13 protein-coding genes are annotated in these 15,875 nt (G+C 63.3%); 10 read left to right on the forward strand and 3 right to left on the reverse strand.

The features are described from left to right. Positions 1-299: 299 nt before the first annotated feature. The 4 genes from CAF53_RS18570 to CAF53_RS18585 are packed head-to-tail and all read left to right on the forward strand — an operon-like array spanning position 300 to position 4,254. Positions 300-1,772 carry a carotenoid oxygenase family protein gene (locus tag CAF53_RS18570; RefSeq protein ID WP_100239154.1) on the forward strand — a complete coding sequence of 491 codons (1,473 nt, stop codon included), beginning with the start codon at positions 300-302 and terminating at the stop codon, positions 1,770-1,772. 60 nt (positions 1,773-1,832) lie between these two features. After that, positions 1,833-3,383 carry an FAD-binding oxidoreductase gene (locus tag CAF53_RS18575; RefSeq protein ID WP_100239155.1) on the forward strand — a complete coding sequence of 517 codons (1,551 nt, stop codon included), beginning with the start codon at positions 1,833-1,835 and terminating at the stop codon, positions 3,381-3,383. Further along, positions 3,380-3,787, forward strand: coding sequence for a cytochrome c (locus tag CAF53_RS18580; protein WP_100239156.1), 408 nt, complete (start codon positions 3,380-3,382; stop codon positions 3,785-3,787). The genes CAF53_RS18575 and CAF53_RS18580 overlap by 4 nt, the downstream gene beginning before the upstream one ends. Further along, positions 3,784-4,254 carry a hypothetical protein gene (locus tag CAF53_RS18585; RefSeq protein WP_046764010.1) on the forward strand — a complete coding sequence of 157 codons (471 nt, stop codon included), beginning with the start codon at positions 3,784-3,786 and terminating at the stop codon, positions 4,252-4,254. Before CAF53_RS18580 ends, CAF53_RS18585 begins: the two co-directional genes overlap by 4 nt. A gap of 172 nt (positions 4,255-4,426) precedes the next feature. Here the strand turns inward: CAF53_RS18585 and CAF53_RS18590 are convergent, their stop codons facing one another. Beyond that, complete coding sequence (locus CAF53_RS18590) at positions 4,427-5,701, reverse strand: MFS transporter (protein WP_157801297.1); 1,275 nt, start codon at positions 5,699-5,701, stop codon at positions 4,427-4,429. A gap of 348 nt (positions 5,702-6,049) precedes the next feature. On the opposite strand from CAF53_RS18590, the gene CAF53_RS18595 reads away from it, so the two are divergent. The 6 genes from CAF53_RS18595 to CAF53_RS18620 all read left to right on the forward strand — a co-directional run bounded on the left by CAF53_RS18595 (position 6,050) and on the right by CAF53_RS18620 (position 12,789). Then, entirely contained in the window at positions 6,050-7,501 is a 1,452-nt protein-coding gene (locus tag CAF53_RS18595; RefSeq protein WP_100239157.1) for a 4-hydroxyphenylacetate 3-hydroxylase N-terminal domain-containing protein, read from the forward strand. Positions 7,502-7,563: 62 nt separating this feature from the next. Continuing rightward, positions 7,564-8,973, forward strand: coding sequence for an aldehyde dehydrogenase (locus tag CAF53_RS18600; protein WP_100239158.1), 1,410 nt, complete (start codon positions 7,564-7,566; stop codon positions 8,971-8,973). Positions 8,974-9,005: 32 nt separating this feature from the next. After that, a complete protein-coding gene (locus tag CAF53_RS18605) occupies positions 9,006-9,515 on the forward strand; it encodes a flavin reductase family protein (protein WP_100239159.1) in 510 nt (169 codons plus the stop codon). Continuing rightward, positions 9,512-10,228 (forward strand): TetR/AcrR family transcriptional regulator, encoded by a 717-nt coding sequence (locus CAF53_RS18610; RefSeq protein WP_100239160.1) that lies wholly within the window; start codon positions 9,512-9,514, stop codon positions 10,226-10,228. The genes CAF53_RS18605 and CAF53_RS18610 overlap by 4 nt, the downstream gene beginning before the upstream one ends. Further along, on the forward strand, positions 10,225-11,322 hold the full coding sequence (gene ribB, locus CAF53_RS18615; RefSeq protein WP_277949208.1) for a 3,4-dihydroxy-2-butanone-4-phosphate synthase: 1,098 nt from the start codon (positions 10,225-10,227) through the stop codon (positions 11,320-11,322). Before CAF53_RS18610 ends, ribB begins: the two co-directional genes overlap by 4 nt. A gap of 36 nt (positions 11,323-11,358) precedes the next feature. Continuing rightward, positions 11,359-12,789, forward strand: coding sequence for an NAD-dependent succinate-semialdehyde dehydrogenase (locus CAF53_RS18620; protein WP_100239161.1), 1,431 nt, complete (start codon positions 11,359-11,361; stop codon positions 12,787-12,789). Between the two features lie 225 nt (positions 12,790-13,014). On the opposite strand, the gene CAF53_RS18625 is transcribed toward CAF53_RS18620, so the two are convergent. Together CAF53_RS18625 and CAF53_RS18630 are read right to left on the reverse strand one after the other, a co-directional pair. Beyond that, complete coding sequence (locus CAF53_RS18625) at positions 13,015-14,934, reverse strand: FAD-dependent monooxygenase (RefSeq protein WP_100239162.1); 1,920 nt, start codon at positions 14,932-14,934, stop codon at positions 13,015-13,017. Between the two features lie 43 nt (positions 14,935-14,977). Then, positions 14,978-15,856, reverse strand: coding sequence for a fumarylacetoacetate hydrolase family protein (locus CAF53_RS18630; protein WP_052757413.1), 879 nt, complete (start codon positions 15,854-15,856; stop codon positions 14,978-14,980). Positions 15,857-15,875: the final 19 nt, after the last annotated feature.

Consider the following 15,875-nt stretch of genomic DNA (forward strand, 5'->3'; position numbering starts at 1 on the left):
GTGATTAACGGAACGGTGATGTACGGCGCCACCGCCAACCATTCTTATTATCGTTCCGTATGTCAGAACGGCATTCTCTTTTTATAACCATCTTTGATACCGGTCAAGTCGGCCCGAAAACTCTTGCTCGATTGTTGCCGATTGGCCGCAGTAAGGCGGCGGCTGCCGGGCGGGGATGACCATTCTCTCCCTTGACCTTCGAAAAAATAGAACATAATTCTCTCTACCGGAACCATGACATCGATAGAGCTGCGTTGACGCCCATCGCGCCCAGCTTCGTCGCCTGATAGGAGAAGAGGATGACCAGCTTTCCCAACACCCCCAGCTTCACCGGCTTCAATACGCCGTCACGGGTGGAAGCCGATGTGCAGGACCTGAATGTCGTCGGCACGGTGCCTGCGGAAATGGACGGCGCCTTCTATCGCGTGCAGCCCGAACATCAGTTCCCGCCGCTGCTGGGCGACGACATCGCCTTCAACGGCGACGGCATGATCAGCATGTTCCGGATCAAGGGCGGCAAGGTCGATTTCCATCAGCGTTGGGCAAAGACCGACAAGTGGAAATTGGAAAATGAAGCGGGCCGCGCGCTGTTCGGCGCCTACCGCAATCCGCTGACCGACGACGAGTCGGTCAAGGGCAGGATTCGCGGCACGGCGAACACCAACGCCTATATTCATGGCGGCAAGCTCTATGGCCTGAAGGAGGACTCGCCCGCGCTGGCGATGGATCCGGCGACGCTGGAAACCGAAGGTTACACGGATTTCGGCGGCAAGATGAAGGGCGAGACCTTCACCGCCCATCCCAAGACCGATCCCGTCACCGGCAATATGTGCGGCTTCGGCTATGCGTCGAAGGGCATATTGACCCGCGACATGACCTATTACGAGATTTCGCCGCAGGGCGAACTTCTGTACGATATCTGGTTCGAAACGCCCTATTATTGCATGATGCATGACTTCGCCATCACCGAAGACTATGCACTCTTCTCCGTCATGCCGATGACAAGCAGCTGGGAACGGCTGAAAGCGGGCAAGCCCCATTTCGGGTTCGATACGTCCATGCCCAGCCACCTCGCGGTCGTGCCGCGTAAGCCCGGCACCGCGGCTGACGAGATTCGCTGGTTCAAGGGCGAAAGCTGCTTCACCGCCCATGTCATGAACGCCTATCAGGAAGGGTCGAAACTGATCCTCGACATGCCGGTGGCGCAGAACAACATGATGCCCTTCTTCCCGGACATCAACGACAAGCCCTTCGATCCCATGGCGGGCCGCACCTTCCTGACGCGCTGGACCGTCGACCTCAGCCAGAATGAGGAGGAATATCGCAGCGAGCGCCTGTCCGATATGATCGGCGAATTCCCCCGCTATGACGAGCGTTACACGGGCCGCAAATATCGCTATGGCTGGATGGTCGTGATCGATCCCTCGCAGCCGGTCGAACTCAAGGGCGGCAGCGCGGGCGGATGGGTGATGAACACGCTCGGCATGGTCGATCTGGAGACCGGAGAGGAGCAGAAATATTGGGTCGGGCCGACCTCCAGCATTCAGGAACCCTGTTTCGTGCCCCGTTCCAAGGATGCGCCGGAAGGGGACGGCTGGATCGTCATGGTCTGCAACCGGCTGGACACCCACGGCAGCGACCTGCTGATCTTCGAGGCGACCCGCATTGCCGACGGTCCGATCGCGACCGTCAATATTCCGGTGCGGCTGCGTTTCGGCCTGCACGGCAACTGGGCCAGCGCCGAAGATCTGAAGGTGCTGGAAAATATCTGACTTGCGGCCTGGCCCGGCCGCTGGAAGCGGTCCGGGCCCCGCATAGCGTAGCAGGATGATATGACCTCTCTCACTCCCCGGAATGTCAGCGCCGCCGCCTTCGCCAAGGCCATCGACCGCTTCGGCGCGGCGATCGGAAAGCAATGGGTGCTGACCAGCGACGAGGATCGCGCCACCTATCTCGATCCTTACGCGATGGGCGATGGCATGGACCATGAGTCGTCCGCCGTCCTCGCCCCTGCGTCAGCGGAAGAAGTGCAGGCGCTGGTGCGCATCGCCAATGAGCATAAGGTGCCGCTGTGGCCGGTCGGCCGGGGCAAGAATTTCGGCTATGGCGCTGCTGCTCCGGCGATGCGGGGCAATGTCATCCTGGATTTGAGCCGGATGAACCGCATCCTCGATGTCGACGAAAAATTCGCCCATTGCCTGCTGGAGCCGGGGGTCAGCTATTTCGACCTCTATAATCACCTCAAGGACAATAATATCCCGCTGTGGATGTCGGTGCCGGGCAATAGCTGGGGCAGCGTCGTCGGCAATGCGCTGGATCGCGGCATCGGCTACACGCCCTATGGCGACCATACCGAAACCCTCTGCGGGCTGGAGGTCGTTCTGCCGGACGGCGACATGGTCCGCACCGGAATGGGCGCACAGGCGAACAGCAAGGTGTGGCAGGCCTATCATTACGGCTATGGCCCCGGCTGGGACCAGATGTTCGTCCAGTCCAATCTGGGCGTCGTGACCAAGGCGGGCCTGTGGCTCCAGCCCGAACCGGAAATGACGGCGAAGATCACGCTCGCCCTCCCCAATTTCGAGGATGCGAGCTGGGCGCTCGACATATTGACCGAACTGCGCCGCCGCGACGTCATCCAGCATAATATCGTCTTCGGCAGCCCGGTGCGCGCCGCATCCGTCCAGTCGCAGCGCAAGGACTGGTATGACGGCCCCGGCGCGCTGCCGGATTCGGCCAGCGAAGAAATGATGAAGAAGCTGAACCTTGGCTGGTGGAACACGAAACTGTTCCTGTTCGGCTATGCGGGCGCGGTGCAGGCGCATGTGAAGCTGATCCGCGACCTGTTCGAACCGAAACTCGGCAAGAAGATCGACTTCGAAATCTGGCAGAAGGGTGATCCGGTGGAAAAGTCCGCGCGCGGCATTCCCTCGACGCTCGCGCTGCAATCGGTGAACTGGTATGGCGGCCGCGGCGGGCATTTGAGTTTCGCGCCGGTCATGCCGCCGGACGGCAAGCTGATCCTCGACTATGCCAAGCGCACCAAGCGTCTCTATGACGAGGTCGGCCATGATTATTATGCCAGCTTCACCATCGGCAAGCGGCATATCAACAATGTCAGCCTGATCCTCTACGACCGCGACGATGCCGACATGACGGCGCGCGTGGACAAGCTGTACCGTACCCTCGTCGCGCGCGCGGCGGCGGACGGTTACGCCGAATATCGCGGACATATCAGTTATATGGACATCGTCGCCGACACGTTCGACTTCAACAACGGCGCCATTACCCGGCTCAACGACCGGGTGAAGAAGGCGCTCGATCCCAACAACATCATCGCGCCGGGCCGCAACGGCATCGGCCGGGAAGGGGCGAAGGCATGATGCGGCGTAACGGGTCCTTCTGGGCGACGACGGGCACCATGGCGCTCGCCCTGACGGCACTGGTCGCCTGCGCGCGGCCGGATGGCGGGGAAAAGGCCGATGCGGCCACAGTGGAGCCTTCGGCCAGCGCCATGTCGCCCGGCGAAAAGCTTTATCGCCAGGAATGCGGCTTCTGCCATATCGGCCATAATACCGGCACCATCATGCTGGAGCGGCGGCTGGGCGAAGGGCAGGGCGAACTCGCCAAGCGCACCGACCTCGACGCCGATTTCGTCGTCAGCGTGGCGCGCAACGGTCTGATGAGCATGCCGCCCATTTCCCGTGTGGAGGTGACGGACGAGGAACTGAAGCTGATCGCCGGCTATCTGGCCCGCAACAACAAGGCCGGGGAGGCCGCCAAGTGATCACGCGGCGGCGCCTGATCGGGACGATGGGGGGCGGGGCGGTCCTGTCCGCCGTGACCCTGCCCGAGGGGCTGTTCGCGGCGGTGCGCCCGCCCTTTCGCGCCGTCTGCGACAGGCGGCTGGAAGGCGGACGGTCGCTGCATGACGCCGCCCGCGCGGCCGGTTGCGACGTGGCCGATCCGCAGGGGGAAATGGTCCGCCTGTTCCACGGCGATTGCGCTGCATGGCTGGCCTCGGACGTGCCGGTGGTCGGCTATACGAGCTGGTCGGACTATCACATGATGGGTGAACTGGCGCGTTCGGCTGGTCGCCGGATGACACAGGGCGCCATGATAGGCCGTGACCGCGACAGCCGCGAACTTGTGCTGGGCCGGGACAACAGGATGACGCTGCGGATGCGCGGTCTGCTCGACCAGAGCTGTGCCGGTTGCACGCAGGGCGGGATCGCCTGGATCGTCGAGAGCTGATCCCAGGAGCTTATAGTCGCGGGATGTGATGCGGCCGATCTGATCCAGTCAGATCGGCCGCTTTTTCATGGCTGCTGCTTGAAGGGCAAACCGATCCGCCGAGTCACATCAGCACAAAAAAAGGCCGCTCCTAAGAGCGGCCTTTCCTGTATCGCAGGGGATGAAGGGGCGATCAGGCGCCCTTGTACCCCACCCAATATTTGGGCTTGAACGTCAGCGCGAGGGCGCTGGCGACAAGAGCGGTGACGATCACGCCGATGAACGGCACGGTATAGCCGCCGGTCATGTCATAGCCGAGGCCAATCAGGCCGATGCCCGTCGCCGCGCCCAGGTGGAAAGCGGCCATCAGGAAGGCGATGGTCTGCGCCACCGGGCGCAGGCCGAACATATGCTTCGCCAGGATGGGTTGCTGCACCACGACGCCGCCCTGGGCAAGGCCACGGAACAGGGTGAAGGTGATGAATGTCACAGGGCCAGCGACCGGGAAGGCCAGTGCGACGGCGACGGCGCACAACAGCCAGCACAGCGCCACGCCGCGCGTGGAAATGCGGTCGAACACCCAACCGAAGGCGATCTTGCCGAGCGCGGAGATCACCATGACCATCGTGAAGCCGAGCGCCGCCATATATTTGCTGAGGTCCGCATGGTGCGACAGGAACAGCGCGGTATGTTCGTTGATGCCGTTACTGAAGGCGCCCGATGCGAACACCGCGGCCAGCAGCACATAGAAGCGCGGCGAACGCAGCATAAGGTTGAAATCCTCGCCCGGAGGCGGTCCCGCGACAGCAGGCGCGGCGTGCTGCGTGCTGCCCTTTGGCGGGTCGATCTCGTCGGACGTGTAGCCATAGACTTCCGGCGATTCATGGGCGAGCAGCGCCACCAGCGTGGTCAGCACCACCAGCACGACCAGACCGGCAAGACCCGAAGTGACATGCCAGCCATATTGCTGGACCAGATAGGTGGTCGTCAGCGGAATGATCGCACCCGCGACGGCACCGCCCAGCAGCGCCGTGCCGGTGATCGAACCCAGCCGCGCCGAAAACCAGCGGGCCAGCGTCACCTGGAAGGCGATGTTGCAGTTGATGCTGAAAAAGCCCGACAGCGCCGCCGCGCCATAATAAATGGGCAGGGTCTTGGCGAAATAGAGCAGGCAGGTCGAAAGGCCGATGGCGGCCAGCGACACGATATAGACCCGCTTCAGCCCGAATTTGATGAACATCGGCCCGACCAGCAGGCCGGTCAGCGCGGACACCAGCGACTTGATCACCATGAAGTTGGTGGTCTGGCCCAAGGTCCAGCCGGTATCCTTGGCGATGCTGTCATACATGACCGGCATCATCATGGAGATGCCCGCCAAAGCGAAACCCCATACCAGGAAGCTGGCGACGACATTCAGATAGGCATATCGCCGCACGGTGGCGATGGGCAGCCTGGCAGTTGTGGACACGTCAGTGACCCTTTCGATCTCGGGCGTCTCGCCTTCGGTGGATTGAAGGAATATCCGAAGCCGGATATTCGCTCCGACGGGCCATACCGCGCGGAATGCAGGCGCCATCCGAGTCGTCTTGCTGCGCGACCCTTTGAGACATCCTTATCCTAACGGTTCCGTCTGTCAGAACTTCGTTCCCTTTTATGCGCGATTCGTTTGCGCACTGTCAAATGATTTTGCCCTCGACGGGCATGAATGCCCAGGAAATCCGCCGTTTTTCAAGGTCTCATTTTCCATCTTGCGCCCCTGCTCCTTAACGAATACATATGTATTCATCAAACGATTTTCGCTTCAGGAGTAGGGTGAATGGCAGTTCGCAACGGGCAGCAATATCTTGCGGGTCTGAATGACGACCGCGTCGTCTGGCTGGGAGACAAAAAGGTCGATGTGCTGAACGAGCCCAAATTCCAGGGTTCGCTGAACGGCATGGCCCGCTATTTCGACTATCAGATCGAACATGCCGACGACTGCATCGTCGACGATCCCGAAAGGCGCGACGAAAAGATGAGCGCCAGCCTGATCGTACCGCGCTCGAAGGAAGACCTTCAAATCCGTCACCGTGCGCTCGACCGTTTCGCGCGCTATAGCTACGGCATGTTGGGTCGCACGCCTGACTATGTGAACGTGGTTCTGTCGGGCCATGTCGCCCGCCGCGACATCTGGGAAAAGGGCGATCTGGTCTATCATGACCGCCTGACGAAATTCCACCGCGAAGTCATCGAGGGTGACCTTTCGCTGACGCACGCCATCGCTCATGCCAACATCGACAAGGGCACGGGCGATCTGGCTGGCATGAATGCAGACCTTACCCTGCATGTCGTCAAGCGCACCGAAAGCGGCGTCGTGGTACGCGGCGGCAAGATGCTCGCAACGCTCGGGCCGTTCTCCGACGAATTCTATGTCTATCCTTCATCACCGATTCCGAGTGGTGCTGAAGACTATGCACTCTGCTTCTCTGTGCCGTCGAACACCAAGGGTCTTACCATGTTCTGCCGCGACCATTATGGCGTGCAGGCGAGCGTGGCCGACGCGCCCTTCTCCTCGCGCTTCGACGAGCAGGACGTGTTCGTGGTCTTCGACGATGTCGAGGTGCCCTATGAGCGGCTGTTCATCGACGGCAATCTGGACGTCTACAACAATGTGACGCGCGGCGTCTCGCCGGGCAACACGCTGCAACAGACCGCGATCCGCGCAATGGTGAAGCTGGAATTCGCTTACGATCTGTGCACGCTGATGGCGCGCATCACCAACAGCGAGGGCCGTTCCGACGTGGCCGCCATGCTGGGCGAAATCCACACCTATATGAAGCTCACCAAGTCGGCGATCACCGCCGCTGAAGCCAATGCCCATGAATGGGGCACCTCGGGGGCCTTCTTCCCCCATGGCGATCTGGCGGTCTTGCGCTCGATCATGCCGGAATGGATGGTCCGGGTGAACCAGATCATCTGCGCGTTGGGGTCGCACAACATGCTGGCGACGCCGTCGATGGACCTGTTCGAAAATCCCGAAGTGGGCGACATGCTGCGCCGCTACCTGCCGGGCGCGAACGACATCCCGGCGGAGGAACGCGCCCAGATCATGCGCACCGCGCGCGATTTCGCCATCTCCTCGCTGGGCGGGCGCGTCGAGCTCTATGAAATGTTCTATCTGGGCAGCCTCAACCGCGCCCGCGCAGGCGACCATATGGTGGCCCAGCGCAACGGCTTCGGCGGTCAGGTCAAGGAATTCCTGGCCAAGTCGGGCGTCGGCCGCAAGTAAGAAGAACAGGTGCAGCCGGGCGGCCTTCACGCCGCCCGGCTGCATGAGGAGTGGAGTGACCCATGGCATCAACTGCATATTTCGAGCGTCTGAACCCGCTTGACGGGACGGTCGCCAGCCGTTCGCCGCGCGCGACCGTGGCCGACGCCATCGCCGCGGCCGACCGCGCTGCCGCCGCGCTTTCCCAATGGTCGGCGCTTGGCCCCAATGCCCGCCGCGCCGTACTGAACCGGGCGGCCGATGCGCTCGACGCCCGCGCCGACGCGCTGGTCGATGCGATGAAGACCGAAATCGGCGCGACCGAGGGCTGGGCGCGCTTCAACGCGACGCTGGCCGTCGGCATGGTCCGTGAGGCCGCCGCGCTGACCACCCAGATCGGCGGAGAGGTGATCCCCTCCGACAAGCCCGGTTGCCTCGCCATGGCGGTTCGCGAACGGGCGGGTGTGGTGCTGGGCATCGCGCCGTGGAACGCGCCGATCATCCTGGGCGTCCGCGCCATCGCCGTGCCGCTCGCCTGCGGCAACACGGTGATATTGAAGGCATCGGAAACCTGCCCGCGCACGCACAGCCTGATCATCGAGGCCTTTGCCGAGGCGGGCTTCCCCGAAGGCGCGGTCAACAGCGTCACCAACGCGCCGGAGGATGCGGGTGACATCGTCGGCGCCCTCATCGACCATCCGGCCGTCCGCCGGATCAACTTCACCGGTTCCACCCATGTCGGCCGGATCATCGCCAAGCGGGCCGCCGAACATCTGAAGCCCGTTCTGCTCGAACTGGGGGGCAAGGCGCCCTTCGTCGTGCTGGACGATGCCGATCTGGACGAAGCGGTGAAGGCCGCCGCCTTCGGCGCCTTCATGAATCAGGGCCAGATCTGCATGTCGACCGAAAGGATCATCCTGGTCGACGCCATCGCCGACGCCTTTGCCGAGAAATTCGCGGCCAAGGCGGCAACGCTCGTCGCGGGCGACCCGCGTGAGGGCAAGACGCCGCTCGGCTCGGTGGTCGACATCAAGACGGTGAACCATGTCAACGCGCTGATCGACGATGCGCTCGCCAAGGGTGCGCGCTTACTGTCGGGGGCCAAGGGAACGGGCGTGCTGATGTCCGCCACCGTCATCGACGGCGTGACGCCGGAAATGAACCTCTATCGCGACGAGAGCTTCGGCCCGGTCGTCGCCATCATTCGCGCAAAGGACGAGGCGGACGCGATCCGCATCGCCAATGACAGCGAATATGGCCTGTCCGCCGCCGTCTTCACCGGCGACGCCGCGCGCGGCCTGCGCGTTGCGCGCCAGATCCGGTCGGGCATCTGCCATGTCAACGGCCCGACCGTGCATGACGAGGCGCAAATGCCCTTCGGCGGCGTCGGCGCGTCGGGCTATGGCCGTTTCGGGGGCAAGGCGGGGATCGACAGCTTCACCGAACTGCGCTGGATCACGGTGGAGACCCAGTCGGGCCATTTCCCGATCTGAACGATAAAGACGCGCGAGAGGAGTATCGAGGGATGAGCCACCCCGCGCTCACGCAGGATCATCCGATATTGGACGATTTCCGCCAGGCCATGCGCCGGGTGGCGAGCGGGGTCGCGCTCGTCACCACCGGCGACGTTGAGGGCAACCGCTTCGGCATTGCGATGACGGCGTTCATGTCATTGAGCTTCGATCCTCCCTCGCTGGTCATCGCGGTCAATCGCACGGCCTTGATTCACAAGCCGTTGCTTGCCAACGGCGCGTTCTGCGTCAATGTGCTGTCCGACAGTCAGGAGGCGCTGTGCCAGGACTTCGTGTCCCGCGCTTCGCACGACCGCTTCGGTGCGGGCGAATGGCTGGCGGACGAACGGGGGATTCCCTATCTTCCCGGCGCGCTTTCCAATATTTTCTGCGCCGTCGGTTCCCGCCAGTCGTCCGGATCGCACGATGTGATCGTCGGCCTGGCGAGCAGGGTGGCCAATCGTGATGAAATATCGCCGCTGCTCTTCGTCGATGGCCGATATGGCGCTATGGCCGGGTCATGAACAAGTCAGACAGCAGCGCGGCGGCAGCCGCCAATGGAAGCAGGGGACGAGGCGCGTCGGAGCGCGGCGGGGAAAGCAGCCGCGAGCGTTTCCTGGACGCCGCCGATCAACTGTTCATCCGCGAAGGCTATGACCGCTGCACCATCCGCGCGATCAGCGCCGCGGCGGGCACAAGCCTTGCGGTGCTCAGCCGCCATTGGGACAACAAGCAGCAATTGTTCGAGGAGGTGTTCAAGCGCCATTTCGACCCGATCCATTCGGCGCAGAACGCCCGTTTCGATGCGCTTGAGGCAAAGGGCGAACCGGCCCTGCGCGCCATATTGGAGGCTTTTTTCAGCCCGGCGCTGGCGGGCAATATCGGTCCGCTGGAACAGCGCACCAGCCATCTCGTCTATTGCCGCGCCTTGATGGACCCTTCGCCGGAGGCGCGGGCGATCGCCCGGCCGCTGGTGCGGGCGACGCGTTCGCGGCTGATCCGGCTGCTGCGCACGGCTCTGCCCCATCTTGACGAGACCCGTTTCTTCCTCGCCATGTCCACCGTGCTCGGCGCCTATATCTATCCGCAGGTCAACGGGCCACGGCTGGCAGAAATCATGGATGTCGAATTCGGCAAGATCGACTGGGCCAGCGCCGCGCTCATCATCCCCCATTTTCTGGAGGCCGGCCTGCGCGCGGACAGCGCCACCCGGACACCTCTTGAGAGGCAGATGTGACATACACCATCGCCACCACCGAAGAGATCGTCGAGGAGGCGCGGCAGGGCCGGATGTTCATCCTGGTCGATGACGAGGATCGCGAAAATGAGGGCGATCTGGTCATCCCGGCGCAGATGGTGACGCCCGAAAAGATCAGCTTCATGGCGACCCATGGGCGCGGGTTGATCTGTCTCGCGCTGAGCCGGGAGCGGGTGGAGGCGCTGGGCCTCACGCCCATGAGCCGCACCAACGGCACGCAATATGAAACCGCCTTCACCGTCTCCATCGAGGCGAAGGAAGGGGTGACGACCGGCATTTCCGCTGCCGACCGCGCCCGTACCATCGCCACGGCGATCGACGGGACCAAGGGTGCGGCGGACATCGTGACGCCTGGCCATGTCTTCCCATTGATCGCCCGCGACGGCGGCGTGATGGTGCGCGCCGGCCATACCGAGGCATCGGTCGATATCGCCCGGATGGCAGGGCTGAATCCGTCCGGTGTGATCTGCGAGATCATGAACGATGACGGCAGCATGGCGCGGCTGGACGACCTCATCGGCTTTGCCGAACGTCACGGGCTGAAGATCGGCACGATCCGCGACCTCATCCATTATCGCCGCCGCTTCGACAAGGTCGTCGAGCAGGTCGCGCAGTCCACCCTGCATTCCGATTTTGGCGGCGAATTCACGATCAAGGTCTATCGCAGCACGGTCGACGGCGTGGAAAGCGTGGTGCTGCAAAAGGGCGAGATCGACGATGGCGAACCCGTGCTGGTCCGCGTCCATGGCAGCCTGCCGCTCTACGACCTGTTCGGCATGAGCGGCCCGCGCAGCCGCCTGTTGCAGCGTTGCATGGAGGAAATCGGGTGCGAGGGCAGGGGCGTCATCGTGCTGGTGCGCACATCGACATCGGATCATATTTCCCGCGCGGTCGAAACGGGCGATCATGTGTCGGAAATGGAGCTGCGCCATTATGGCACCGGCGCGCAGATATTGGCCGACCTTGGCGTGCAGAAGATGGTGCTGCTGACGACGCTGCGTCGCCATATCGTCGGGCTGGAAGGGTTCGGCCTGGAAATCGTGGGGGAACGGACCCTATCGGGTGACGCCTGATCGTCCCCTCCCTATCTGCGACAAGAAGAGGATATAATGACAGCCTATCCGCAACTCCACATGATGATCGACGGAGAACGCGTCGCAGCCGGGGACCGCGCCACGCACCGGGTGATCAATCCCGCGACGGGCGAGACCCTGGGCGAACTGCCGCTGGCGACCGCCGCGGATCTCGACCGGGCGCTGGAAGCCGCGCAGCACGGCTTCCGCCGCTGGCGCAATTCCTCCGCGCAGGAACGCGCCGCCGTGCTGCAAGGGGCCGCGCGCCTGCTGATGGAACGGGCCGATACGATAGCCCGCATCGCCACGATGGAGGAAGGCAAGACCGTCGCGGAGGCAAAGGCGGAGGTCGGCATGGTCGCCGGTCTTTTCAACTTCTATGCCGGCGAATGCCAGCGCATCTACGGCCGCACCCTGGTCCGCCCGGCGGGCCTACGCTCCATCGTGACGAAGGAGCCGGTCGGCCCGGTCGCCGCCTTCGCGCCGTGGAATTTTCCGTTGTCCAATCCCGGCCGCAAGTTGGGCGCGCCGATTGCCGCGGGTTGTTCGGTCATCCTCAAATCGGCGGAGGAAACCCCGGCCTCCGCGCTGGGCGTGCTCCAGTGCCTGCTGGACGCGGGCCTGCCCGGCGATGTGGCACAGGCGGTGTTCGGCGTTCCAGATGAGGTGTCCCGTCACCTGCTCGCCAGCCCGATCATCCGCAAGCTGAGCTTCACCGGATCGACCGTCATCGGCCGTCATCTGCTGAAACTGGCGGCCGACGACCTCAAGCGCACGACGATGGAACTGGGCGGCCACGGCCCGGTGCTGGTGTTCGACGATGTCGACACCGGCCGGGTGCTTGACGCGATGGTGCCGCACAAGTTCCGCAATGCCGGTCAGGTCTGCGTCGCGCCCACCCGCTTCATCGTTCAGCAGGACATATTCGACGACTTCGTCCAGGGCTTTGCCGAGCGCGCCGCAGCGCTGAAGGTCGGCAACGGCCTGGACCCGGACGTCCGCATGGGACCGCTCGCCAATCCGCGCCGTCCCGACGCCATGGAAAAGATGGTCGCCGACGCGGTGGCCCGCGGCGCGAAGCTCCACACTGGCGGCGAACGGCTGGGCAATCAGGGCTTTTTCTACGCGCCCACGGTCCTGTCCAATGTTCCGCTCGATGCGGAGATCATGAACGAGGAACCCTTCGGGCCGGTCGCCATCCTCAACCCCTATGTGGGTGAGGAAGAGATGATCGCAGAGGCCAATCGCCTGCCCTATGGTCTTGCCGCCTATAACTGGACCGACAATGCCGCCCGCCAGCGCCGTCTGGCCCGCGAACTGGAGGCGGGCATGATCACGATCAACAACATCTCGGTCGGCGCGCCCGACTCGCCCTTCGGCGGGGTCAAATGGTCCGGCCATGGCTCCGAGGACGGGCCCGAAGGGATCGAGGCGTGCCTCGTGACCAAGGCCGTTCACGAAGCCTGAGTAACATAGAAGGGGGTGCATTCCAGACGAAATGCACCCCCTTCCTGTATCTATGCCCAAGGCTGGCGGCTTGACGAAGGGGCTCGGCCGGTCCGGCGCGCTTTTCCCTTGTCACGACACCGGATCAGCGATGTCGCGATATTTCCCCAGCGCTTCATACCAAGTCGCTGAGATGCTGACGCATCACGACTTGGAAATGCTCAAGCGCCGCGCAGACTTTGCCAATCAGCCATTGCGCATGAACGCCGCGAAAAAGGCATAGAGTCGGTCGATCCCGTCCAGCGGCAGGACATGCGCGACATATTGGTCCGGTCGCACAACCACCATCGCGCCCCGCGCACGGTCGATGCCGCGTCGGTCGTAAATGTCCCCTTCCGGCCCTGCTGCCGCGCAGAAGATCTTTTCATAGTCATGCAGGCCGTATCGACCCTTTTTCGGCCGGAGGATCGCGGGCATGCGATCGATGCGCAGCGCGTCGCGCGGCTGTTGGAACACAGCGCGTATGTCGAGGAAGGCGTCCGGGTCCTCGCCTTCCCGCGTATAGAGCCGCAGCGGCGAGTTTGCGTCCCGCGCCAGCCGGGCGCAAAGACGGGCCACGGGCGAATCCGCGACACCCTCATCCTCCTTGCCTGCGAAGAGGAACAAGCGCCACCGGCCGTCCGCCTTGATTTCATGTCCAAGGTGCAGCGGCTTGCCGTCCGCCAGCCGTTCGACCGGCGCGGAGTGGAAACGGGTGCCGATCTCGAAGCCCGTGGCGAGCGGCTGGTCATCGGCCGTGCCGGTGAGCTGCGAGGGTGAATAGCGCGTCGCCGTACCAGCGGTGAACCGGCCCTGCCGGATGAAATATCGCCTGAACTCCTCCGGATCGATCCCGCCCTCGTCATTTTCCGAGGTTTTGGGCTTTTCGCTGAACATCGCCGCCCATTCACGGTCGAAGTCGATCAATTCCCGGGCGATCGTCTGCCGTTCGGCCGAATAGCTGTGAAGAAGCTCGGGCCTGGCCTTGCCGGAGAGCACGGCGGCGAGTTTCCAGCCAAGGTTGAATGCGTCCTGCATGGACACGTTCATGCCCTGACCCGCCTTCGGACTATGCGTATGGCAGGCGTCGCCTGCAATGAAGATGCGCGGGGTAGTACCGGCAGGATCATCGTCGCGCACGTCGTCGAACTTGTCGGTCAGTCGCTGACCGATCTGATAGCAGGACCACCAGGCAACTTCCTTCACCTCCAGGCTGAATGGTTTGATGATGCGCTGCGCTGCCGCGACCAACTGCTCGATGGTGATGGTCTTTTCGGTGATGCGCTGGTTCTCGTTGAGCGCGTCCAGCTCGACATAGAAGCGCGTCAGATAGCCGCCTTCGCGCGGGATGATGAGGATGCTGCCTTCCTCGGCCGACTGGATCGCCGCTTTGTGCCGGACATCGGGAAAGTCGGTGACGGCAAGCACATCCATCACGCCCCAGGCATGGTTGGCGGAATCGCCGTCGAGCGTGCGGCCGATCAACTGCCGCACGGCGCTGCGCGCGCCGTCGCATCCGACGACATAGCGGGCGCGGACGGTTTCGGTGCCCAGGACCGTGCCATCATCATCGATCCGTTCGATCGTCGCCGTCACCGGATAATCCGGATCGGCGGCATCGTCGCGTACCAGATTGACGAGCTGACGGCTGTAATAGGGCACCAGGCGGCGCGGCGAATTGGCCATGATGCGCAGATAGCGGTCATGGACGCGCGCCTGGTTCAAGATGATGTGGGGCTTTTCCGAAAGCCCTTCCTCCACGTCGCGCACGCGTCCGCTCCGGACGATGCCGCCCCTGGCGTCCGGCTTCCAGAAGGTGACTTCGTTGACCCAATAGCCTTCATTCTCGATCTCGTCGGCGAAACCGAAGGCCTCGAACATTTCCATGGTGCGGCAGGCAATGCCGTCCGCCTGACCATGGGTCAGCGGGCCGCCCTTGCGCTCGATGATCATCGTGCGGATATCGGGGAAGGCGGAAAGCTGGGCCGCCAGCGTCAGCCCGGCCGGGCCGCAGCCGACGATCAGCACATCGACTGCGTCTGGAACGGTTTTCGGGTCAAGGATGGTGGCGGCAGCCTCGGTATAGGAGGGGTCGCCCGGTCGGAAGCCGTTTAGGTGAAACTGCATGTTCGATCCTGCTATATGATATGCGTGGGGAGGCGGGGCGGTATCAGGCCGTCTCTTCGACGACGCCGCTTTCGATATGTCCCAGACCCTCGATTTCGATGCGGACGCGGTCGCCGGCTTTCAGGAATTCGGGCTTGCCCGCATTGGGCGGCGGCGATCCGGTCAGGATCATGTCGCCGGGCCGCAGTTCGAAGAAGCCGGAGAGATAGCTGATCAGCTTGGGCAGCTTGAACACGGCCTCCGACGTATTGGCCGAGGTGCGGAGGTCGCCGTTCAAATACTGGCGCACTTCCAGATCGTGCGGATCGGCGATCTCGTCGCGCGTGGTGATCCACGGGCCTGAAGGCGCGAAGCTGTCGAAGGTCTTGGCCATGGCGTAGGGACCGGGCGATCCGACGATCACCTGCAACCGATGGCTGAAGGCGGTGACGTCGTTCACGATGGTATAGCCTGCGACATGGGACAGCGCGTCTTGCTCCGCGATGTGGCGGCCGCGCTTGCCGATGATGGCGGTCATTTCCGGTTCGACCACGATATCGCCCGCTATGCGCGGCAGGATGATGTCGGACGTGGGGCCTGTTATGGCGCTGTCGAACTTGGAGAAGAATACGGGCTGGTCCGGCAGCTTCGCCATCGCGGGATTCAGATAATTAACCCAACTGCACAGGATTTTCGAGGGATCGGCAATGGGTGCAAGCAGGCTCACATCGCCCAGAGGCTGCCGCGCCTCAGCTGGCGCCGCCCGCGCAATGGCTTCCAGTTCGGCCAAGGCCTCACCGCCCAGCGTCAGCAGCGTCCGCGTGTCGCCCGGAGCGAAGCGCTCCGCCAGCTCGGGCGCGGCCCAGTGCAGATCGACGACGGTCTCGTTCAGGACGATGCCGCTGCGTTCAGCCCCCTGATGCTCGAAACGGCAAATCCTCATGATAATCCTCCCGCTATTA

It is taken from the genome of Sphingobium sp. LB126 (assembly GCF_002795205.1).
Classification (GTDB): Bacteria; Pseudomonadota; Alphaproteobacteria; order Sphingomonadales; family Sphingomonadaceae; genus Sphingobium; species Sphingobium chungbukense.

Excerpts from the sequence above, each read along its gene's own strand:
- CAF53_RS18570 (WP_100239154.1), top strand. The coding sequence starts at position 300 with ATGACCAGCTTTCCCAACACCCCCAGCTTCACCGGCTTCAATACGCCG.
- CAF53_RS18575 (WP_100239155.1), top strand. The coding sequence starts at position 1,833 with ATGACCTCTCTCACTCCCCGGAATGTCAGCGCCGCCGCCTTCGCCAAG.
- CAF53_RS18580 (WP_100239156.1), top strand. The coding sequence starts at position 3,380 with ATGATGCGGCGTAACGGGTCCTTCTGGGCGACGACGGGCACCATGGCG.
- CAF53_RS18595 (WP_100239157.1), top strand. The coding sequence starts at position 6,050 with ATGGCAGTTCGCAACGGGCAGCAATATCTTGCGGGTCTGAATGACGAC.
- CAF53_RS18600 (WP_100239158.1), top strand. The coding sequence starts at position 7,564 with ATGGCATCAACTGCATATTTCGAGCGTCTGAACCCGCTTGACGGGACG.
- CAF53_RS18605 (WP_100239159.1), top strand. The coding sequence starts at position 9,006 with ATGAGCCACCCCGCGCTCACGCAGGATCATCCGATATTGGACGATTTC.
- CAF53_RS18610 (WP_100239160.1), top strand. The coding sequence starts at position 9,512 with ATGAACAAGTCAGACAGCAGCGCGGCGGCAGCCGCCAATGGAAGCAGG.
- CAF53_RS18620 (WP_100239161.1), top strand. The coding sequence starts at position 11,359 with ATGACAGCCTATCCGCAACTCCACATGATGATCGACGGAGAACGCGTC.
- CAF53_RS18625 (WP_100239162.1), bottom strand. The coding sequence starts at position 14,934 with ATGCAGTTTCACCTAAACGGCTTCCGACCGGGCGACCCCTCCTATACC.
- CAF53_RS18630 (WP_052757413.1), bottom strand. The coding sequence starts at position 15,856 with ATGAGGATTTGCCGTTTCGAGCATCAGGGGGCTGAACGCAGCGGCATC.